General features: G+C 39.6%; 18 protein-coding genes and 1 other annotated feature. Of the genes, 15 read left to right on the forward strand and 3 right to left on the reverse strand.

All coding sequences use genetic code 11. The features are described from left to right. The first annotated feature begins 56 nt into the window (after nt 1-56). From EHW89_RS02840 to ezrA, 3 genes are all read left to right on the forward strand, one after another. Entirely contained in the window at nt 57-620 is a 564-nt protein-coding gene (locus EHW89_RS02840) for an HAD-IA family hydrolase (RefSeq protein WP_126466629.1), read from the forward strand. A gap of 12 nt (nt 621-632) precedes the next feature. Then, the gene (gene gyrB / locus EHW89_RS02845) at nt 633-2,579 is read left to right on the forward strand and encodes a DNA topoisomerase (ATP-hydrolyzing) subunit B (protein WP_126466630.1); all 1,947 of its coding nucleotides are present in this window, start codon (nt 633-635) and stop codon (nt 2,577-2,579) included. A gap of 87 nt (nt 2,580-2,666) precedes the next feature. Then, nucleotides 2,667-4,391, forward strand: a complete 1,725-nt coding sequence (gene ezrA / locus EHW89_RS02850) for a septation ring formation regulator EzrA (RefSeq protein ID WP_126466631.1) — start codon at nt 2,667-2,669, stop codon at nt 4,389-4,391. 220 nt (nt 4,392-4,611) lie between these two features. Here the strand turns inward: ezrA and EHW89_RS02855 are convergent, their stop codons facing one another. Next, complete coding sequence (locus tag EHW89_RS02855) at nt 4,612-5,625, reverse strand: lactonase family protein (RefSeq protein ID WP_126468043.1); 1,014 nt, start codon at nt 5,623-5,625, stop codon at nt 4,612-4,614. Nucleotides 5,626-5,976: 351 nt separating this feature from the next. Here EHW89_RS02855 and EHW89_RS02865 point away from each other — a divergent pair, with 351 nt between their 5' ends. From EHW89_RS02865 to budA, 6 genes are all read left to right on the forward strand, one after another. Next, nucleotides 5,977-6,633 carry a response regulator transcription factor gene (locus EHW89_RS02865; protein ID WP_003025323.1) on the forward strand — a complete coding sequence of 219 codons (657 nt, stop codon included), beginning with the start codon at nt 5,977-5,979 and terminating at the stop codon, nt 6,631-6,633. Next, complete coding sequence (locus EHW89_RS02870) at nt 6,630-8,006, forward strand: HAMP domain-containing sensor histidine kinase (RefSeq protein ID WP_117644645.1); 1,377 nt, start codon at nt 6,630-6,632, stop codon at nt 8,004-8,006. Before EHW89_RS02865 ends, EHW89_RS02870 begins: the two co-directional genes overlap by 4 nt. Before the next feature lie 149 nt (nt 8,007-8,155). Next, nucleotides 8,156-9,334 (forward strand): AI-2E family transporter, encoded by a 1,179-nt coding sequence (locus tag EHW89_RS02875; protein WP_003025319.1) that lies wholly within the window; start codon nt 8,156-8,158, stop codon nt 9,332-9,334. Further along, the gene (locus EHW89_RS02880; RefSeq protein ID WP_126468045.1) at nt 9,321-10,550 is read left to right on the forward strand and encodes a tetratricopeptide repeat protein; all 1,230 of its coding nucleotides are present in this window, start codon (nt 9,321-9,323) and stop codon (nt 10,548-10,550) included. Before EHW89_RS02875 ends, EHW89_RS02880 begins: the two co-directional genes overlap by 14 nt. Nucleotides 10,551-10,632: 82 nt before the next feature. After that, on the forward strand, nt 10,633-12,297 hold the full coding sequence (alsS, locus tag EHW89_RS02885; protein ID WP_126466632.1) for an acetolactate synthase AlsS: 1,665 nt from the start codon (nt 10,633-10,635) through the stop codon (nt 12,295-12,297). Between the two features lie 153 nt (nt 12,298-12,450). After that, nucleotides 12,451-13,170: an acetolactate decarboxylase gene (budA, locus tag EHW89_RS02890; protein WP_126466633.1), complete on the forward strand. Its 720-nt coding sequence runs from the start codon at nt 12,451-12,453 to the stop codon at nt 13,168-13,170. 687 nt (nt 13,171-13,857) lie between these two features. On the opposite strand, the gene fbp62 is transcribed toward budA, so the two are convergent. Continuing rightward, nucleotides 13,858-15,507, reverse strand: coding sequence for an Rqc2 family fibronectin-binding protein Fbp62 (fbp62, locus tag EHW89_RS02895; protein ID WP_126466634.1), 1,650 nt, complete (start codon nt 15,505-15,507; stop codon nt 13,858-13,860). Nucleotides 15,508-15,624: 117 nt separating this feature from the next. Continuing rightward, nucleotides 15,625-15,861: a binding site (T-box leader), on the forward strand. 133 nt (nt 15,862-15,994) lie between these two features. On the opposite strand from fbp62, the gene trpX reads away from it, so the two are divergent. From trpX to EHW89_RS02910, 3 genes are read left to right on the forward strand one after another with little or no spacing between them, the layout of a single operon-like run. Further along, nucleotides 15,995-16,999 (forward strand): tryptophan ABC transporter substrate-binding protein, encoded by a 1,005-nt coding sequence (trpX, locus tag EHW89_RS02900; RefSeq protein ID WP_126466635.1) that lies wholly within the window; start codon nt 15,995-15,997, stop codon nt 16,997-16,999. A 32-nt stretch (nt 17,000-17,031) separates the two neighbouring features. After that, complete coding sequence (locus EHW89_RS02905; RefSeq protein ID WP_126466636.1) at nt 17,032-17,898, forward strand: ABC transporter permease; 867 nt, start codon at nt 17,032-17,034, stop codon at nt 17,896-17,898. Then, the gene (locus tag EHW89_RS02910; protein WP_049494093.1) at nt 17,895-18,653 is read left to right on the forward strand and encodes an ABC transporter ATP-binding protein; all 759 of its coding nucleotides are present in this window, start codon (nt 17,895-17,897) and stop codon (nt 18,651-18,653) included. Before EHW89_RS02905 ends, EHW89_RS02910 begins: the two co-directional genes overlap by 4 nt. A 15-nt stretch (nt 18,654-18,668) precedes the next feature. Here EHW89_RS02910 and EHW89_RS02915 read toward each other — a convergent pair whose 3' ends face one another. After that, entirely contained in the window at nt 18,669-19,010 is a 342-nt protein-coding gene (locus EHW89_RS02915; RefSeq protein ID WP_003028044.1) for a hypothetical protein, read from the reverse strand. 87 nt (nt 19,011-19,097) lie between these two features. Here EHW89_RS02915 and EHW89_RS02920 point away from each other — a divergent pair, with 87 nt between their 5' ends. The 3 genes from EHW89_RS02920 (at nt 19,098) to EHW89_RS02930 (ending at nt 21,588) form a co-directional block, all read left to right on the forward strand. Continuing rightward, complete coding sequence (locus EHW89_RS02920; protein ID WP_003025304.1) at nt 19,098-19,310, forward strand: YdbC family protein; 213 nt, start codon at nt 19,098-19,100, stop codon at nt 19,308-19,310. A 173-nt stretch (nt 19,311-19,483) separates the two neighbouring features. Continuing rightward, complete coding sequence (locus EHW89_RS02925; RefSeq protein WP_126466637.1) at nt 19,484-20,377, forward strand: ABC transporter ATP-binding protein; 894 nt, start codon at nt 19,484-19,486, stop codon at nt 20,375-20,377. Beyond that, nucleotides 20,374-21,588: an ABC transporter permease gene (locus EHW89_RS02930; protein WP_126466638.1), complete on the forward strand. Its 1,215-nt coding sequence runs from the start codon at nt 20,374-20,376 to the stop codon at nt 21,586-21,588. The genes EHW89_RS02925 and EHW89_RS02930 overlap by 4 nt, the downstream gene beginning before the upstream one ends. Nucleotides 21,589-21,593: the final 5 nt, after the last annotated feature.

Consider the following 21,593-nt stretch of genomic DNA (forward strand, 5'->3'; position numbering starts at 1 on the left):
GCTTTCCTATCTGTTTTAACAGCCATTTTTTACAAAAATATGTTATAATAAAAGGTATGGATTATCAAGATTATATTTGGGATTTAGGGGGAACTCTCCTCAATAATTACGAGACGTCAACGGCTGCATTTGTAGAAACGTTAGCTAGTTTTGGAATTCAAGCTGCCCATGATGATGTTTACAAGGCGCTAAAGATTTCAACTCCTTATGCAATTGCTCAATTTGCGCCCAACATCCCTCATTTTTTACAAACTTATAAAGAAAATGAAGCGAGAGAGTTAGCTCATCCAGTATTGTTTGAAGGTGCTGTAGACTTGCTCAGAAATATCGTTGTACAAGGAGGGCGTAATTTTCTGATTTCTCATCGGAATGATCAGGTTTTAGAGATTCTTGATAAAACAGGGATTTCAGGCTACTTTACAGAAGTGGTGACTTCTAATCGTGGTTTTAAGAGAAAGCCAAATCCTGAGTCAATGCTGTATTTAAAAGATAAGTATCAGATTGAGAATGGGTTAGTCATCGGAGATCGCTCAATTGACACAGAAGCGGGTCAATCAGCTGGCTTTGCAACTTATCTCTTTGATGATATGGAAAATCTCAAGAAATTTATAAAAATATAGAAAAGGAATCGTATGTCAGAAGAAAATAAAGAACTGCAAGCACAGGATTATGATGCCAGTCAAATTCAGGTTTTAGAAGGTTTGGAAGCTGTCCGAATGCGTCCAGGGATGTATATTGGCTCAACTTCAAAAGAAGGACTGCATCATCTTGTTTGGGAAATTGTAGATAACTCAATTGATGAGGCATTAGCTGGTTTTGCAACACATATTCAAGTGTTTATTGAGAAAGACAATTCGATTACCGTTGTTGATGACGGTCGTGGAATCCCTGTAGATATTCAAGAAAAAACAGGTCGTCCTGCGGTAGAAACTGTCTTTACCATTCTTCATGCTGGAGGAAAATTCGGCGGTGGCGGGTACAAGGTATCTGGAGGATTGCATGGTGTTGGATCTTCTGTGGTTAATGCTCTTTCTACTCAACTTGATGTTCGGGTTTACAAGAACGGTCAGATTCATTTTCAAGAATACCGTCGCGGGCACGTCGTAGCGGATCTGGAGATTATCGGCGAGACTGATCGCACAGGAACAACTGTTCATTTCACACCAGACCCAGAAATCTTCACAGAAACGGTTGAATTTGATTTTGAAAAATTAAACAAACGGGTGCAAGAACTAGCATTCTTGAATCGTGGTCTGCGAATTTCTATTACCGATAAACGGGAAGGTTTGGAGCAAACAAAAGATTACCATTATGAAGGTGGGATTGCCAGCTACGTCCAGTATATCAATGAAAATAAAGATGTTATCTTTGAAAATCCGATTTATACAGACGGAGAAATGGATGATATTACTGTTGAAGTAGCTATGCAGTATACAACAGGCTATCACGAAACTGTCATGAGTTTTGCAAATAATATCCACACTCATGAAGGCGGGACGCATGAACAAGGTTTTCGTACAGCGCTCACACGTGTCATTAATGACTATGCCAAGAAAAATAAACTTTTGAAAGAAAATGAAGACAACCTGACTGGTGAAGATGTCCGTGAAGGATTAACAGCTGTTATCTCTGTAAAACATCCTAACCCACAGTTTGAAGGACAAACAAAGACGAAGCTTGGAAATAGTGAAGTTGTTAAAATTACTAATCGTCTCTTTAGCGAAGCTTTCTCAGATTTCCTTTTGGAAAATCCTGCGGTTGCTAAGAAAATCGTTGAAAAGGGAATTTTGGCGTCCAAGGCTCGGATTGCAGCTAAACGTGCACGTGAAGTGACCCGCAAGAAATCAGGTCTTGAAATTTCAAATCTACCTGGTAAATTGGCAGATTGCTCTTCTAATGATCCGCATGAAACAGAATTGTTTATCGTGGAAGGAGATTCGGCAGGTGGTTCAGCCAAGTCTGGTCGAAATCGGGAGTTTCAGGCTATTTTGCCAATTCGTGGTAAGATTTTAAATGTTGAAAAAGCCAGCATGGATAAAATTTTAGCCAATGAAGAAATTCGTAGTCTCTTTACCGCAATGGGAACAGGCTTTGGAGCGGATTTTGATGTGAGCAAAGCTCGCTATCAAAAATTAGTCATTATGACCGATGCCGATGTTGATGGTGCGCATATCCGAACCCTTCTTTTGACATTGATTTATCGTTATATGAAGCCTGTTTTAGAAGCGGGGTATGTCTATATTGCTCAACCACCTATTTATGGTGTGAAAGTCGGCAGTGAAGTGAAAGAATACATCCAGCCCGGAGCCAATCAAGAAGAAGAGCTACAGTTGGCATTGGAGCGTTATTCTGAAGGGCGTTCTAAACCAAGTATTCAACGTTACAAAGGCTTGGGAGAAATGGACGACCACCAACTTTGGGAAACAACGATGAACCCAAAACATCGCTTAATGGCGCGTGTCTCAGTCGATGATGCAGCAGAAGCGGACAAGATTTTTGATATGCTAATGGGGGACCGTGTAGAACCTCGTCGTGAATTTATCGAAGAGAACGCCGTATACAGTACATTGGACGTTTAAAAAAATCTGAAAAAATTCACATTTACCAAGAAAATTATGATATAATAATCATGATTATTTTCAAGTAATATTTTGAAGGAGTTTTACATGTCTAACGGACTAATCATACTAATCATAGTGATAGCAGTTCTCTTGATTGTTGCTTACATAACTGCTGTCTTATTAAGAAAAAGAAATGATGCTTTGCTTGCTAAGTTAGAAGAACGCAAAGAAGAACTTTATAATCTTCCTGTAAATGATGAAGTCGAAGCGGTTAAAAACATGCATTTGATTGGACAAAGTCAAGTGGCTTTTCGTGAATGGAATCAAAAATGGGTTGACCTTTCTTTAAATTCTTTTGCAGACATTGAAAATAACCTTTTTGAAACGGAAAGTTACAATAATTCGTTTCGGTTTCTAAAAGCAAAGCATGGTATTGATAAAATTGAGAGCCAAATTGACTTGATTGAAGAAGATATTACTGCTATTCGCAATGCACTTGCTGAATTAGAAAAGCAAGAGTCTAAAAATAGCGGTCGTGTCTTGCATGCTTTGGATTTATTTGAAAAGTTGCAAGTGTCTGTGGCAAATGATACAGAAAGTTATGGATCAGCGCTTCCTGAGATTGAAAAGCAATTAGAAAAAATTCAATCTGAATTCTCTCAATTTGTGACCTTGAATTCATCAGGAGACCCTGTTGAAGCAGCGGAAATTTTGGATAAAACAGAGGATCACATCCTTGCTTTGACACATATTGTTGAAAAAATCCCAGATCTTGTATCAGAATTAGATCAAAAGTTACCAGAACAGTTGGAAGATTTGGAGTCTGGTCATCGCAAATTACTGGAATCCGGTTATCACTTTATTGAAACTGATATTGAATCTCGCTTCCAACAGCTGCATACTAGTTTGAAACGTAACAGTGAAAACATTGCTAGTTTGGAATTAGACAATGCACAATATGAAAATACGCAAATCCAAGAAGAAATGGATGCTTTATATGACATGTTTAACCGTGAAATCAAGTCACATAAAGTAGTTGTCAAATTAGTCAATAGTTTACCAGGTTATTTAGGTCATACAAAAGAAAACAATCAAAATCTTTTGACAGAGATTGCTCGCCTTTCAAAATTGTATCTCTTGACAGAAAGCGATACAAATCATGTTCGCCGACTTCAAAGTGAACTTTCTAGCTTGGATGATGTTGTTTTAGAAGCAATTGAAGATTCTTCAGAAAGAAAACAGGCTTATTCTGTTCTTCAAGAAAACCTTGAAACCATTCAAAAACGTGTGAAAGAAATTGAAGATGAGCAGTTAGTGTTGAGTGAAAAATTGGCTAAAATTGAAAAAGATGATGCCAATGCTCGACAAAAAGTTACTATTTATATAAACAAATTGCACACGATTAAGCGTTATATGGAAAAACGCAATTTGCCGGGTATTCCACGGAGCTTCCTGACCACTTTCTTTACTGCAAGTGATAACACAGAAGCTTTAGTAGCAGAATTGGAACAATATCGTGTCAATATCGAATCAGTAAACCGTATGCTAGAGATTTTGACAAATGATATGAATGAACTGGAAAATGAGACTTATCGGATTGTTGAAAATGCTACTTTGACAGAGCAATTGTTACAATATTCAAATCGCTACCGTTCATTTGATGAGGGAGTTCAAACTGCTTTCAACCGTGCACTAGAGATTTTTGAAAATGACTTTGATTATCAAGCATCGTTTGAGGAGATCTCGCAAGCATTGGATGTAGTAGAACCCGGTGTAACCAATCGTTTTGTTACATCGTATGAAAAAACACGAGAAAATATCCGCTTTTAAACTAAAACAATAAAGAGACAAGGGTTCATTCCCTTGCCTCTTTTTATTATGTTCTTTTCGTCAGTATCATGATGTTCGGTGTAAAATTGGAGACTAAAGCAGACAGTCATGCTCTCTAATACAATTACTTGCAAACGAATAGAATCTGGGAAGATGACATATAAGACAACAAAAAATCCCAACCATAGGCGATTGGGATTAGTCTCTTAAGAAGAGCCGATTAATGAGTAAAAGCAACACAAACACCTTCTGGAACAAAGAAGTCATGTGATAATTCTGTTAATTTTCCTGTTTCTGAATCACGTTTGAAGACCGTCGCATTGTCTGAGTCTTGATGAGCTGCGATGATATACTGTTGATCTGGTGTAATATTAAAATCACGTGGATTTTTTCCATTAGTTGGTACGAATTCTACAAGTTCAAGTGTTCCGTCTCCTGCTACTTTGTAAACAGCGATTGAATTATGCCCGCGGTTGGACCCGTAAAGGAAGCGACCGTCAGCAGATAAGCGAATAGCAGCTGTTCCATTAAATTCTGAAAAGTCTTCTGGTAAAGTGGAGATGGTTTGCAGGCGTTCAAACTGACCGTCACCATCGTAAATTAAAACTTCAATAGTAGAGTTTAATTCACAAATAAGATAAGCAATTTTGTAGTGAGGGTGGAACACAATATGACGTGGACCAGCGCCAGGTGTCGCATGATAAGTTTCTAATCGATTTAGGCGTCCATAATCACTAATTTCATATGTCACAACTTCATCAGTTCCTAAATCACACGTAACCAGATACTTATCGGGTGTTAAATCTGCAAAATGCACATGAGCAGCAGCTTGGTTTTCATGAGGGCCGTAGCCGATATGAACATCAGAATCAACTAATTTAAGGCTACCATTTTCTTGTCGTCTATAAACTAATACTTGTCCTTTATGGTAGTTTGCCCCGTAGACAAGGTTTCTTGCTTCATCTACACTCACATAGCATAGAGGAGCACCTTCGGCCACAACGTGATTGAGTAACTGTCCCGCTTTATTAAAGGCTGCAATGCCTCCCTCACCGTGTTCAGTTCCGACAGAATATAGGTGCTGTTGCTTGTCAAAAGCTAAATAAGTAGGATTTGGCTCTTTTGCAATAAGTGTTAAATTTGCCAGTTCTCCTGTGCTAGTATCAAAATCAGCTTTGTAAATTCCTTCTGAGCTACGACGTGTATAAGTTCCAAAATAAACTGTTTGTGTCATCATTCACCTCGAAATATTTGATACTTTTATTATAACACAAAAAGAAATGAAATGGTTTTCACAAATGAAAGCCGCTGTCAATTTTATGATGAAAAAATAGATAAAAAATAGATTCGAGATAGGATGGGAACAGATAACTTTGATACAATAAAAATAGATTTGCGGGTGGTGGCGCTAACAATCAGGGTTGTCTGTTTGACTTCTGAAAAATGTTTAGTTTTTTGGAAGAAAGTTTTTATCCTACATCACGGTTCAATCTTTGTAAGTTCACTATTTTGTTGTATAATAAAAGTAATCTTTACATTGATTAGCAGTCATTTAATTTTATATCTATATTTTAAGGAGTAAGAAATGCATAAGATTTTAGTAGTAGAAGATGACACTACGATTAATCAAGTGATTTGTGAATTTTTGAAAGAAAATCATTATGAGGTGACACCAGTTTTTGACGGGGCAGAAGCCCTACGTGAATTTGAGGAAAAATCGTTTGACCTCATCATTTTGGACGTTATGTTGCCCTCTATGAGTGGTCTGGATGTGTTGAAGGAAATCCGGAAGACGTCGCAGGTACCAGTTATGATGTTAACTGCACTAGATGATGAATATACTCAGCTGGTCAGCTTTAATCACCTTATCAGTGATTATGTTACCAAACCATTTTCGCCACTTATTTTGATGAAACGCATTGAAAATATTTTCCGGAGTACTGTGACAGAATCAGAGATTGTCGTTGGAGACTTACGTGTTTCAATTGACGATTGTACAGTTTATTGGCAAGAAGAGAAAATGTCTCCTACTAAAAAAGAATATGAAATTATCCAAGCTTTAGCTAAAAGAAAAAATCATTTGGTGACTCGGGATCAATTGATGAATACAATTTGGGGTTATAGCGAACTGGATAGTCGTGTATTGGACAATCATGTGAAGAATATTCGCAAAAAAATTCCAGGAATTCCTCTTAAAACCATTACTGGTATGGGCTATCAACTTGGAGGAGAAGAAGAGTGAGAATTGCTAAAAAGCATTTTCTTTTGACAGGAACAATAATTTTTATTGTCGTGACAACGGTTTTAACAACACTCTATTTTGTGATGCCTGTTTATTATGAGCAAGTCAAGCATCGAGAAGCTAAAAGTGAGTTCTTTCAGATTGCTCAGCAAGTTCAAGGAAAACCGTCAGATGATATAGGAAAGCTTTTAAGTGACTACAATCGAAAGAATACACGCGTCTGGTTTAGTATATTAGATGCGAAAGGAAAACTTATTTATCCACATATTGATTTAGCTAATGAAAAGGGAGAATTCCAATTAACAATTTTACCTTCTGACATGAGTTTGAATAATCAAACTAAAAGTATGAGCAAGAAGATAAGAACGGCAGAAGGGACCACATTGACCTTACGTGGGGAATATTCGCTCCAACCAATATCGGATGCTACTTACGTGTTGTTAAGTCTTTATCCTTATATCTTATTCTTTTCGTTAACGTTAGGGGGTATAGTGGCTTTTCTTTATAGTCGATTTGCAACCAAACGCATTAAAGAAATTTCAGAAAGTACGCGTAAGATGGCAACTCTTTCTCCAGATGTAATTTGTCCCGTCAAAGGTCATGATGAAATTTCTAATCTTGCTCAAGATATTAACACTCTTTATCAAAATCTGTTGATGAGTATTGAAGCTTTGCGATTGGAAAATGAAAAAGTGGCTGAAAGCGAGCGGGAGAAAGCAGAATTTCTACGGATGACTTCTCATGAGCTGAAAACGCCGATTACCAGCATGATGGGAATTGTGGATGGTATGATTTATGGTGTTGGTGACTTCAAAGATAAAGATAAATACCTACATAAATGTCGTGAAATTTTGGAAGAGCAATCAAAACTTGTACAGTCTATCTTGGCAATTTCGAAAATTGAAATGCGAATAGAAGCGGAAGAGGAAGAATTTTCACTTAATCAGCTCTTGGAGGAAAACTTGAGCAGCTATAAAATGTTAGCTGATGTGAAAGGCTACCAATTTACTGTACAGTTAGAAGAGCTTCAAGTGCATGGCAACAAGACTTATTTGCTGAAAGCTATTAAAAATTTACTAGATAATGCTTTCCATTATACAGTAGCTGGCGGAGAGATTCTTTTAATGATTAAAGACAATCAGTTAATCATTGAAAATGATGCGGAACATGTGTTGGATGAACAGCAAATCCAGCAAATATTTCAGCCATTTTATCGTCCGGATTACAGTCGTAACCGCAAAGATGGTGGAACAGGTCTGGGACTCTTTATCGTGCAACAGATTTTGGAAAATCATCATTTGCGCTATCGCTTTGAAGCTGTTGATGACAAACGAATGCGATTTACAATTTTTTTCTCAGATAAAGAAAGCTAAAAGTGGGAATCCGTTCATGAATTGAATGGATGACCGCTTTTTGTGTTTGACTCGGGCGCAAGAAGGAAATTCATAAAGGACTACCCTTTCTTCAAGAATTTTTTAGTGAAAAATGCTACAATGAGATAAATAAATAAAAGGATGTCTGTATGGAACACAAAAAGAAGGATTTCAGCCTATCATGGTTTTTTCGGTGGTTTTTAGACAATAAGGCAATCACTGTTTTTTTGGTGACCTTATTGTTGGGGTTGAATATTTTTGTATTAAGCAAAATTAGTTTTATTTTTATTCCTGTTCTAGAATTTATCGGAGTTATCATGCTGCCGGTGATTTTAGCAGGGCTTTTGTATTATCTCTTAAATCCAATTGTAGATTTTATGGAGAAACATAAGATCAATCGTTTGGTCGCGATTACGATTGTCTTTATCTTAATTGCTTTGCTCTTGATTTGGGGATTGGCTGTGGCAATTCCAAGTTTGCAGCATCAGATAGTTAGCTTTGCAAAGAATTTACCAGCTAATTTGCAAAAGTCGAATAAAATAATTCAGGATTTTTTGGAAAATCGAATTTCTGATGATGTCAAGCCTCAATTAGAAGAGATTGTGAATAATTTTTCAGTTCAAGTGACGACTTGGGCAAGTAATTTTTCATCGAAAGCAGTGAATTGGGTAAGCACATTGATTAGTACGGCTTCGCAAGTGATTGTAGCCATTATCATCATGCCTTTTATCCTTTTTTATCTTTTGCGAGATGGAAAAAACTTAAAATCTTATTTGACAAAATTCATGCCAACTAAGTTTCGTGAACCAGTCGGACAAATTTTGACAGATGTCAATACGCAGCTTGCCAATTACGTTCGTGGGCAAGTAACTGTAGCTATTATCGTAGCGATAATGTTCATCATTTTCTTTAAAGTAATCGGGCTTCGCTATGCAGTGACACTTGGGGTGACGGCAGGGATTTTAAATTTGATTCCTTATTTGGGAAGTTTTCTAGCTATGCTGCCGGCTCTTGTTCTGGGTTTAATTGCTGGACCAATTATGCTCTTGAAAGTCATTGTGGTCTTTATTGTAGAGCAAACGATTGAAGGGCGGTTTGTGTCGCCATTAATTCTCGGTAGCCAATTGAACATTCATCCAATCAATGTTCTTTTTGTCCTTTTGACAGCGGGATCTATGTTTGGTATCTGGGGCGTTTTACTGGGAATTCCCGTTTATGCGTCTGCAAAAGTTGTGATTGCTGCTATTTTTAAATGGTATAAGAAAGTCAGCGGCTTGTATGAAGAAGAATTGGTAGATGAAACAGGAGAAGAAATTGAACAACAGTGAGAAAATGGTCGCTTCTTTGCAAAAGCAGGATTTGGCGCATGCCAATAAATATTTTGAAAGAGCTCTAACAAATGATACAGAGGAAGAATTACTTGAATTAGCCGACTACTTAGAAAGTATCGGCTTTTTCCCTCAAGCGAAGCGAATTTATGAAACATTAGCTCCTCATTATCCAGAAGCTTACATCAGTTTGGCGCAGATTGCTAGTGAAGACGGGCAAGCGGAAGAAGCGTTTGCTTATCTGGAAGAAATTACTTCTGATAGTGACTGGTATGTGACAGCACTCTTAGTCAAAGCTGATCTCTATCAAATGGAAGGCTTGCCAGATGTTGCAAGGGAAAAATTAGCCGAGGCAAAGCAATTATCTGATGAACCGTTAGTGACTTTTGGCATGGCTGAAATAGATTTTGAATTGGGAAATTTCAATCAAGCCATTAAGGAATACGCTAGCTTAGACAATCGCATGATTTATGAGCAGACGGGTGTTTCTACTTATCAGCGGATTGGTGTTTCCTATGCAAGTTTGGGAAAATTTGAAGTGGCGATTGAGTTTTTGGAAAAATCTTTAGAGATTGAATACGATGATGCTGTAGCCTTTGAATTAGCGACTATTTTGTATGACCAGAAAGAATATCAAAAAGCTAATCTATACTTTAAGCAAATTGATACGATTTCGCCGGAATTTGAAGGTTATGAGTATGGTTATGCTTTGTCGCTTCATGCAGAACATCAGACAGAAGAAGCATTACGCCTTACGCAGCAGGGCTTGTCGAAAAATCCATTTGATACACGTCTTTTGTTGCTAGCTTCGCAGCTTTCTTATGAGTTGCACGATGAGCGAAAGGCAGAAGATTACCTTTTGAAAGCAAAAGATAATGCGGAAGACTTGGAAGAAATTGCATTGCGTTTGTCTAATCTTTACTTAGAGCAAGAGCGTTTTGATGAAGTTTTGAAATTTGAGGAGCAAGATATAGACAATGTACTGACTAAGTGGAATATTGCGCGTGCCTATCAGGCTTTGGAACAGACAACAGCAGCTTTGGAGCGATATCGACTGTTGCTCTCGGATTTAAAGGAAAATCCAGAATTTTTAGAGCAATATATTTATCTACTTCGTGAAATGGGAGATTTTGAAGAAGCAAAACACCAAGCAGAGCATTATCTTCACTTGGTTCCAGATGATGTGGAGATGCAGGAATTGTACAATAGTTTGTAAAAAGAGTAACAAGCACAATCCTATAAGACGCATGGGAATTATGATATAATGATGAGCGTGATATTCAGGAAGGACGAAGAAAATGACTGAAAAATTTGGTGCGGATTTGATTGTGGATAGTTTAATCAATCACAAGGTGGATTATGTATTTGGAATTCCCGGTGCAAAGATTGACCGTGTGTTTGATACCTTAGAGGACAAAGGCCCACAACTTATCGTTGCTCGTCATGAACAAAATGCTGCTTTTATGGCGCAAGGAATTGGGCGGATTACAGGAGAGCCGGGTGTCGTGATTGCAACGAGTGGACCAGGTGCTTCAAACTTAGCAACGGGCTTGGTTACGGCGACCGCAGAGGGCGACCCAGTGCTGGCTTTGGCTGGTCAGGTCAAACGCTCTGACCTTCTCAAACGCGCTCACCAGTCTATGGACAATGCTGCACTATTTAAGCCGATTACTAAGTATTCAGTCGAAGTGCAAGACGGCAATACTCTGTCAGAAATCATTGCCAATGCGTATCGTCATGCCAAGTCAGGAATGCCGGGGGCAAGTTTCATTTCCATTCCACAGGATGTGGTGGATAGTCAGGTGCAAGTGAAAGCAATTAAACCGCTGACGGATCCGCAGCTGGGTTCTAGTTCTGTGGCAGACATTAACTATCTAGCGCAAGCGATTAAAAATGCTGTGTTACCGGTTCTTCTCTTGGGAAATGGCGCTTCAAGTGCCAAAGTGACGGCTTCTATTCGTCAGTTATTGGAGCAAGTACAGTTGCCTGTTGTGGAAACATTCCAAGGGGCTGGGATTGTGTCTCGTGAATTGGAAGAAGCTACGTTCTTTGGGCGTGTCGGACTGTTTCGCAATCAGCCGGGTGACATGCTTCTGAAAAAATCTGACCTAGTCATCGCCATCGGTTATGATCCGATTGAGTATGAAGCACGCAACTGGAATGCTGAAATTTCTGCCCGCGTCATTGTGATTGACGTAGAGCCAGCAGAGATTGATACTTACTTCCAACCGGAGCGGGAGCTGATTGGAGATATTGCAAATACTTTGGATTTATTGCTGCCAGCGATTAACGGCTATCAATTACCAGAAGGCTCGCGGGAATATCTGCAAGTGCTGCGAGATAAAATGGACGGTGATGTGAAATTTGACCGCAGCCAAACTGAAAAAGGTCGCCTACACCCGCTGGATATTGTCGAAGTCTTGCAGGAAAATACGACAGACGATATGACAGTTACTGTCGATGTGGGTACGCATTATATTTGGATGGCACGTTATTTCAAGAGCTATGAACCAAGGCATCTGCTTTTTTCAAATGGGATGCAAACGCTAGGTGTAGCATTGCCTTGGGCAATTTCAGCAGCCTTGGTTCGTCCTAACACCAAGATTATTTCTGTGTCTGGAGACGGTGGCTTCCTCTTTTCGGCTCAGGAGCTAGAGACAGCGGTTCGCCTGCACTTGCCAATTGTTCATCTCATTTGGAACGATGGTCATTATAATATGGTGGAATTCCAAGAAGAAATGAAATATGGTCGCTCATCTGGAGTGGACTTCGGACCTGTTGATTTTGTCAAATATGCAGAGAGTTTTGGGGCGAAAGGATTCCGAGCAACTTCTCCAGCAGAATTGACACAGCTGCTGCAAAAAGCCCTAAAGGAAAGTGGACCGGTCATCATTGATGTGCCAGTTGATTACAAGGACAGCAGCATGCTGGGAGAAACTATTCTGCCAGATGAGTTTTATTAAATTGAAACTGGGAAGGGCTCAAGACTATTTCAAGAGAGTTCAATTTCTCATTTTCTTGTACGGTTGATGTGTAGTTCAGTATTAGAAAGTAAAAGGCTGGATGTGAGACCCGCTTTTTCAAGGAAAGATAGTAAACATTGTCTGGGAGGAGAAATGGCAGAGCTTGTAACATTATTTCACTACAATACTTTGGGAGCTTTAATGGCAGGGCTTTACAAAGGGACGATGACGATTGAAGAATTGCTTCAACATGGCGATTTAGGGATTGGTACTTTAGACTCTATTGACGGAGAGCTGATTGTGCTTGACGGCAAGGCCTATCAAGCCAAGGGGATAGGAGAAAGTCCTGAAGTGATGGAAGTTTCAATGGATATGACGGTTCCTTATGCTGCAGTGGCTTTCCACCGAGCAGAAGTGCGTTTTCGTCAGGACATTGAGCTGACTGATGAAGCGTTGAAGAAGCACATAGAAGCTAGCTATGTCGGGGAAAATCTTTTTCACTCAATCAAGATTCATGGTGAATTTAGCAGCATGCACGTGCGCATGGCTCCAAAAACCTCTCCGGGAAAGAAGTTCGCAGAAATCGCAGCTCATCAGCCTGAGTACCAGGTAGAACACATTTCGGGAACAATCGTTGGCTTTTGGACGCCAGAGCTGTTTCACGGTGTCAGCGTAGCTGGTTTTCATCTTCATTTTCTATCTGATGACCACCAATTCGGCGGACATGTCATGGATTTTGTCATGAAAAATGGAGAGGTTGAAATCGGAACGATTGCAGCATTGGAGCAGCGTTTTCCTGTTCAAGACCAAGAGTTTCTCTCTGCCAAATTGAATGTGGCAGAGCTAAAGGAAGATATTGAGGAATCGGAATAAAAGGCGGCGGGGTAGGTTTAAGAGACTTACATACGCTTTAAATAGTTTGGAATAGAATACAAAGGTTGGAATTCAGTTTCCAACCTTGTTTAGGTCTGTCTCTCTGGTCGACGGAGAGAATGAGACTTGGGTTAGCCTGTCGCCTCGGTCGATGGAGAGAATGGGAATTAGTTTAAACTGTCGCCCCGGTCGAAGAAGTGAACGAGACTTGGTTTAATCTGTCGTCCTGGTCGACGGAGTGATAGGAATTGGTTTAAGCTGTCGCCTCGGTCGACGGAGAGAATGAGAACTGGTTTAATCTGTCGTCTCGGTCGACGGAGAGAATAAGACTTGTTTTAGTCTGTCGCCCCGGTCGACGGAGAGAATGGGAATTAGTTTAAACTGCCGCCCACGTCGACGACCTATCTAAGAACTGGTTCACTCCGTCTGAGGGTCGGATAGATTGTCAGAAAAGTGCTTCACTCCGTCCGAGGGTCAGATAGTTTGCCTAAGAACTGCTTCACTCCGTCCGAGGGTCAGATAGTTTGCCTGAGAACTGATTCACTTCATCCGAGGGTCGGACAGCCTGCCTGAAAACTGGTTTGCTTCGTCCGAGGGTCGGACAGCTTGCCAGAAAAGTGGTTCACTTCGTCTGAGGGTCGGCCGTACGAAGAGTCGTCAGAAAAAGGTGCCAATTAGCGGACACCTTTACATTTTCATAGATTTGATTTTGGCTTCATCGGGAGTGACCCGCAAGGTCTTTTGTCCAGTATAGGTCACAAAACCGGGCTTGCCACCGGTTGGCTTATTGAGCTTTTTGACTTCAATCATATCCACCTGAACGAGATTGGACAATCTCGCCTTAGAAAAGTATGCTGCCAATTCCGCAGCATCTGTCTTGACCTCATCACTTGGTTGCAGATTGCCTGTGATGACCACGTGACTGCCGGGAATATCCTTGGCATGAAACCAAAGTTCCTCTTTTTTAGCCATTTTAAAAGTCAACTCGTCATTTTGCAAGTTGTTTCGACCAACCAAAATAATCGTCTTACCGTCAGTTGCCAAGTATTTTTCTGGTTTCTTTCGTTTTTGAATTTTCTCACGCTGGCGTCGGCGAATAAAACCGGTCTGAATTAACTCTTCTCGAATTTCTGTAATTTCTGTGAGATTAGCTTGCGACAAAGCTGTTTCTACGCTCTCCAAATATTGAATGGTTTCTTTAGTTTCTTCAATCAGTCCCGTTAAATGCTTGACTGCTTCTTTCAGTTTTTGATATTTCTTAAAATAGCGCTGAGCATTTTGGTTAGGGGTCAAAGCTTTATCCAGCACAATAGTAATTTTCTCGCTTGTGTAGTAATTGTCCAGTTCTACTTGGTCTTGATTGTTGGGAACTTGGTGCAAAAAAGTAGTGAGGAGCTCTCCTTTTTGGCGAAATTCTTCAGCATTTTCAGTCGCGACTAATTCCTGCTCTTGTTTTTTTAATTTCTTGCGGTTTTTTTCTAATTCATTCTCCACTCGATGAATCAGTTCACTGGCTTGCTGATTAACACGATCGCGTTCCGCCTTGTCTTGATAGAAGTCGTCTAGCAGCTGCGATAAGCTCGGAAATTCTTTCTGACTATCCGCAAAAAGAATGGGCGCAAAGGATTTAGTTGTCAGATGAGCTTGCGTGGGACTGGCAAAGAAAGCACGGAAGGTTTTTAGTTTGTCGCTCGTTAAGCACTGACTGAGCTCGGTCGCTGTATCGCGCCCCAAGCCTTGAAATAAGTTTTGTAAAGAACGGGCCGACAAATCCTCTGTATGCAGAATTTCAAATAGCTTTTCATCAGAAATGGTAAACGGATTGCGGTTGCCTGTCTGAGGTGGAGCGACATAGGTTGAGCCCGGCAGAATCGTACGGTAACTATTTTGAGAAAAGCCGACATGTTTAATAGCTTCAATAATATTGCCGCTTGCCTTATCCATTAGGATGATATTGCTGTGCTTTCCCATGATTTCGATGATAAGAGTTGCTGCCACGCTATCTCCAATTTCATTTTTGTTGGAGACAGAGATTTCCAAAATTCGGTCATTGTCAATCTGTTCAATGCTTTCAATCGTAGCACCTTGCAGGTATTTCCGCATAACCATGATAAATGTGGTAGGCACTGCTGGATTTTCAAAGGCGGTATGGGTTAGTTGAATGCGACCAAAAACAGGGTGAGCGGATAAGAGTAATTTGTGATTTTGCCGCTTGCTGCGGATTTGCAGCACTAATTCCTGATTAAACGGTTGATTGATTTTTTGAATACGACCGTACAGTAACTGTTGCCGCAATTCATCTGTCATGTGATGTAAAAAAAATCCGTCAAAGGACATGGTTTTTCTCCTTGAATGATACTAAAGAAAATTATAACAAAAAATAGCAAGAAAAGGTTGGAAAATTATTGTCAGAAAAGTTTGACAAAATACTTGACATTTGTTTCAGAAACATCTAAAATAATATCAAATTAGAAAAGTAATAAAATAGTTGTTGGCAGAGAGCTTGTGGTTGGTGAAAACAAGTAGCAGCGTTTTGTGAAATTGGGCTAATGGATAGAAGTTGAATTTGAAACGATAAAAATTCGGTGAGCACACCTTACAGTGCAACTTGTTGTTAGACAAGATAGAGATGTGGGAGAAGTCTATTATTTTTCCCATAATTGAGGTGGCACCGCGATTTACGCCCTCACACAGGATGAACTGTGTGTGGGTTTTTCTTTTATTGTTTCATTTCCCTTAAAATGGAGGAAAAATATGTTTAAACGATGGCGACTCTGGCTTTTACTCGAATAAAAAATAGAAAAATATGAAATGGAGAACAGATATGAAAAACAAACGGTTAATGGGAATGATTGCTCTTTTAGTGGTATTAGTTGTCGGAGGCATTATTTATTCTAGTGTAAATGGCGAGAAAGCACCGAAGACAAACAATACAACCAAAACAGTAAAAGTTGGTGTGCTGCAATATGTCAGTCATCCGTCACTTGATTTGATTTATAAAGGGATTCAAGAAGGATTGGCGCAAGAAGGTTATAAAGGCAAGAAGATCAAAATTGACTTTATGAATGCAGAAGGTGACCAAAGTAAAGTGGCAACGATGAGCAAGCAATTAGTTGCCAATGGCAATGACGTGCTGATTGGAATCGCAACGCCTGCTGCTCAAGGTTTGGCTAGTGCAACGAAAGACAAGCCAATCGTCATGGGAGCAGTGACCGATCCAGTTGGGGCGAATTTAGTAAAGGATTTGAAAAAGCCGGGAGGCAACATTACAGGTGTGTCTGACCACAACCCAGCTCAACAGCAATTGGAGCTCATCAAACAATTAACACCGAATGTGAAAACAATCGGCGTCCTTTATTCAAGCAGTGAAGACAATTCAAAAACGCAGGTAGAAGAATTTACAGCTTTGGCTGAAAAAGCAGGCTATAAAGTGCTTCCTTATTCTGTACCTTCTACCAATGAGATTGCTTCAACCATGAATGTGATGACAGGAAAGGTAGATGCTATTTGGATTCCAATTGACAACACCATTGCTTCGGCTTTTTCAACAGTCGTTTCCAGCAATCAAACGGCTAAAAAACCTATCTATCCAAGTGCGACAGCTATGGTAGAAGAAGGCGGTCTGGGCTCGGTTGTTGTCGATCAAAAAGATCTTGGAGTGGCAACTGGAAAAATGACAGCGAAAATTTTGAAGGGCGCTAAACCAGCAGACACAGCTGTTGAAATTTTTGCTACTGGCAAATCAGTTGTGAATAAAAAAGTGGCTACTCAGCTAGGAGTAACGATTCCAGATGATGTTCTGAAAAAGGCAGGACAAGTCATTGAGTAAAGCTAGTATATTTTAAAGGTTAGGACAACAGTATGATTATTTCAATTGTCTCACAAGGACTTGTTTGGGCTATTTTAGGCTTGGGGATTTTTATGACTTTCCGCATTTTAAACTTCCCTGATATGACAACAGAGGGCTCTTTTCCATTGGGCGGAGCAGTAGCAGTTACGCTGATTAGTAAGGGAATCAATCCTTTTCTAGCAACTGCTGCTGCCATTCTAGCTGGCTGTCTGGCAGGCATGGTAACAGGGCTTCTCTATACTAAGGGGAAAATTCCTACTCTCCTTTCGGGGATTTTGGTCATGACTTCCTGCCATTCTATTATGCTTATGTTAATGGGGCGGGCTAATCTTGGACTTCTTGGAACGAAGCAAATTCAGGACTTTCTACCGTTTTCTGGCGAATTAAACAATCTTCTGACAGGATTGATTTTTGTTAGCTTGGTAATTGCAGCATTGCTCTTTTTCTTAGATACAAAATTGGGTCAAGCTTATATTGCCACGGGTGATAATCCTGATATGGCAAGGAGTTTTGGCATTCACACAGGACGAATGGAGTTAATGGGTCTGGTGCTGTCTAATGGTGTCATTGCCCTAGCTGGTGCCCTTATTGCCCAGCAGGAAGGTTATGCGGATGTCTCGCGCGGGATTGGTGTCATTGTTGTAGGGCTTGCCAGTCTCATTATCGGAGAGGTGCTTTTTACCAGCCTGACATTGGCAGAACGCCTATTGACGATTGTTGTCGGCTCTATTTTCTATCAATTCCTGATTTGGGGCGTGATTGCGCTTGGCTTTAATACCAGCTATCTTCGTCTTTACAGTGCGGTTATCTTGGCAATTTGTCTCATGATTCCGACTTTCAAAAATAAATTCTTTAAAGGAGTCAAGTTAAGCAAATGACAGCAATTGTAGAATTAAAAAACGCGACAAAAATTGTCAACACAGGTATTGAGGAAGAAAAAGTTATTTTAAATGATGTTTCACTGGATATTTTTGAGCATGACTTCATTACGATTTTAGGCGGAAATGGGGCAGGGAAATCCACGCTTTTCAATGTCATTGCAGGAACATTACCATTGACGAGTGGCAGCATTTATATTCTAGGTGAAAATGTGACCAGTTATTCACCAGAAAAACGGGCTAAGTATCTGTCACGCGTCTTTCAAGACCCAAAGATGGGAACAGCTCCGCGCATGACGGTGGCAGAAAACCTATTGATTGCTAAATTTCGTGGTGAAAAACGCCGTCTAGTGCCACGCCGTCTGAGCCATTATCGCAAAGAATTTCAGGAGACGATAGACAAAATCGGCAATGGTTTAGAAAAACACTTAGATACGCCGATTGAATTTCTCTCGGGTGGGCAAAGACAGGCTTTGAGTCTTTTAATGGCGACTCTCAAACGCCCTGAGCTGTTGCTTTTGGATGAACATACAGCAGCGCTTGACCCTAAAACAAGTGTGGCATTGATGAGTCTGACAGATGAATTTGTGAATCGTGACCAACTGACTGCTCTTATGATTACTCACCATATGGAGGATGCTCTTAAATACGGAAATCGCTTGATTGTCATGAAAGACGGACAAATTATCCAAGATTTACATCAAGAAGAGAAAGCGAAAATGACGATTGCGGATTATTACAGCTTATTTGAATAAAAAAATTCCAATCTCCTAGCTGAGGTTGGAATTTCTTTTTTGCGCTTCTCTGATAGTATTTGGAACCAGACGAATCCGCTTAATATCTGAAATACGAATAATCGTTGACATACTTTTCTGGAAGTTTTTAACAATCAATTGCTGACGCTCTTTGTCATATTTGACAATATCACCCGTAAAACTTTTATCTGAAAAAATGACATGCACACCTGATTTTTTTTGCAAAGCTGTTTCAATCGTCTGCAAAATATTGGCGTTGTCTTCCTCTATCTCTTGTGTATCCTTTTTGTAATTGATAAATTCACTTGCTCGCTCTAAAATCATTTCGAGAAATTTTTTCATAGCTAAATTCTCCATAACTTGTTACAATATATTATATAACAAACTCGCTAAAAAAGTAAATTTTTTACGAATAAATCAAGAAAGAAGAAAAAGGAGACAAAAATGTCAGAATTCAAATTTGAGATAGAAGAAAAGTTATTGGTGTTATCAGAAAATGATAAAGGCTGGACGAAAGAGCTGAATCGTGTGAGCTTCAATGGTGCGCCAGCCAAATACGATATTCGTAGTTGGAGTCCTGACCATACAAAAATGGGGAAAGGGATTACGCTCTCCAATGAAGAATTTCAAGTACTGGTAGATGCCTTTAAGGCTTAGAAAATTACAAATAGAATCAAGGCAAGAGAGTGAGAGATAGTTGAACTGTGGCCAACTGTTGAGGGCTCTCTTTTTACTGTAGAAAATAAGGAAATTTTACACAAAAACTTGAAAATACGCTTTCAAAATGTTATGCTATTAAATATAGAGATTAGAATTTTAGGAGGTTTAGGATGCTTGAAATTCAAAATTTAGAAAAAAGTTTTGGGCAAAAACAAGTGCTATTTGGTGTTGATTTCAAAGCTGAATCAGGACAAATCCTCGGTTTGATTGGAAAGAACGGTGCTGGGAAAACAACGATTTTCCACAGTATTCTGCATTTTTTAGAATACAGCGGAAACATTACATTTGATAAGCAACCGATTTCTCAGGAGACCTATCGGAAAATTGGTTATTTGCCAGAAGAGCGGAGTCTGATGCCTAAGATGACTGTTTATGAGCAAGTGCGGTATTTGGCAAATTTAAAGGGAGTACCAAATGCAGTTGTGAAAGAAAAATTACCTCAGTGGATGGAGCGCCTGCAAGTCAAAGGAAAAGTGACTGATAAAATCAAGAGCTTGTCTAAAGGGAATCAACAAAAGGTTCAGCTGATTATCACACTCTTGCATGAACCAAACTTGATTATCCTAGACGAGCCATTTAGTGGTTTGGATCCTGTGAATACCGAGATTTTGAAACAGGTCATTATTGAGGAAAAAGAGCGTGGAGCAACGATTATTTTCTCTGACCATGTGATGACCAATGTGGAAGAATTGTGTGATGATGTTGTTATGATTCGTGATGGGAAAGTCATTTTGGATGGCAGCGTGCAGGAAGTTCGTAATCAATACGGCAAAACACGTCTCTTTGTGTCTAGCTCGCTGTCTCAAACGGAATTAGAAGCACTTCCTCACGTAAGTAAAGCCAATCTGACCAACCAAGGCACATGGCGATTGATATTAGATGACGAAGCAGCTGGTAAGGAATTGTTTGACTTGTTGACTAAAGGACAATATATTGAAACTTTTGACCAACAAGCTCCAACAATTGATGAAATCTTTAAGTTAGAATCAGGGGTGGAAGTATGAAACAGACTTTAATTGTTATCAAAGAAACCTATCTTCGTCATGTCAAGTCATGGAGTTTTGTCTTCATGGTTATTTCGCCTTTCATTTTTATCGGTCTGAGTATGGGAGTTGGTTATCTTTCCTCCATGTCAAGTAGTAGTTCTAACCGTGTCGCAGTTGTATCAGACAATGCTCAAGTGAAGGAAGCTCTGAAAGATACTAAGAATCTGGATTTCGATTATAAAAATAAAGCAGCAGCTAAGAAAGCTGTAAAAGATGGCGATGTTGGCGGATATTTGCTAGTATCAGAAGCAGACGGGCAAATCAAGGCAACTTATTTTGCAGATACGAGCATGAGTAGTGCTACAAAAATTGAAATTACACAGAAACTGATGCAGTTGCAACAGGTTGCAAATATTAGCCAAGCTAATTTATCAGCTAATCAAGTGAAGCTACTTTCAAGAGCTATTGATTTCAAAGAAGAAATTGATGAGAAGAAAGAAGCGAAGAAGGCCACTCAAACGATTGTCGCAACAGCAATTGGTCTTGTACTTTATATGATTCTCATTGTTTACACAAGCTCAACTGCTCAAGAAATTGCAAGCGAAAAAGGGACGAAGATTATGGAGGTTATTTTCTCCAGTATCAAGGCTTCTGAATATTTCTATGGTCGAATGGCAGGAATTTTTGCAGTTATCTTGACCCATGTCAGCATTTATGTAATCGGCGCTGTGCTGTTACTTGCTTTTTCAGACCAGATTTCTTTTGTAAAAGAATTCTTAGATGCCAATCCAAATCTGATGAAGCATTTGGGAGAAGCAATTTCCTTTAATACTATTGCTTTCATCACCCTGAGTGTCTTTATGTTTGTGGTCTTATCTGCCTTTTTAGGATCAATGGTGACGAGAATTGAAGACGTTGGGAAAGCTGTTCAGCCTGTTGTGATGCTGATTATTTTGGGATTTTTGGGAGTGACGGCTCTTGGAAATGCTGGTGACACAATTTTGCTTAAAGTTGGTTCTTATATTCCGTTTATTTCGACTTTCTTTATGCCTTTCCGTGCCATTAACGGTTATGCAACTAGTCTAGAAGCCTGGATTTCGTTTGTCATTGCCTCTGTCTTTACCTTAGGAATGACAGTTTATATCGGTCGGATTTACTCCAGCTTAATTTTACAAACAGATGATATTGGCATTTGGAAGAGCTTCAAAAAAGCTTTAGCTTATCATTAAAAATC

Source organism: Streptococcus periodonticum, assembly GCF_003963555.1.
GTDB lineage: Bacteria > Bacillota > Bacilli > Lactobacillales > Streptococcaceae > Streptococcus > Streptococcus anginosus.